1 protein-coding gene is annotated in these 466 nt (G+C 65.7%); it reads left to right on the top strand.

Features of this window, described 5'->3' with window-relative positions; genetic code table 11:
• Positions 1-124: 124 nt before the first annotated feature.
• Positions 125-466 (top strand): response regulator (locus tag D7Y13_RS42490; RefSeq protein ID WP_208734605.1); only part of this gene is annotated, 342 nt, incomplete at its 3' end.

Here is a 466-nt window from a genome sequence, read left to right as displayed (position 1 = left end):
CGTCGAGAATGCTTCCGGCGGCGGCGCGCTCGTGACTTTTGTTTTGCCGGCTTTGCCCTGACGCGTCGCACTGTCGCTGTCTTCCCACGCTTCCAACTTTCCACCACCCACCATCCACTTCCCCGTGATCCTCATCATCGAAGACGAACACGCTCTCGCCGCCGCCCTCGGCACGGTCTGCAAACGGCTCGGCCACGAAGCGCGGCTCTGCTCCAGCGGCCAGCGTGGGCTCGACGAACTCGCATCCGGCGAATTCGCGCTCGCGATCCTGGACATCGGCCTGCCCGACATGAGCGGCCTGGTCGTGCTCGAACAGATCCGCCAGCGCGCCCCGCGACTCCCGGCGCTGATCATCACCGCGCACGGCAACCTCGACAACGCCGTCGCCGCGAAACAACTCGGCGCCGCCGCGTATTTGGTAAAGCCGCTCGATTTGCGCGAAGTGCAGGAAACCCTACGCCAGCTC

The sequence above is a fragment of the Corallococcus praedator genome (genome assembly GCF_003612125.1).
Lineage (GTDB): Bacteria > Myxococcota > Myxococcia > Myxococcales > Myxococcaceae > Corallococcus > Corallococcus praedator.
Note: the sequence above shows the minus strand (reverse complement) of the source record. Positions and strands in the feature narration are given on the sequence as shown.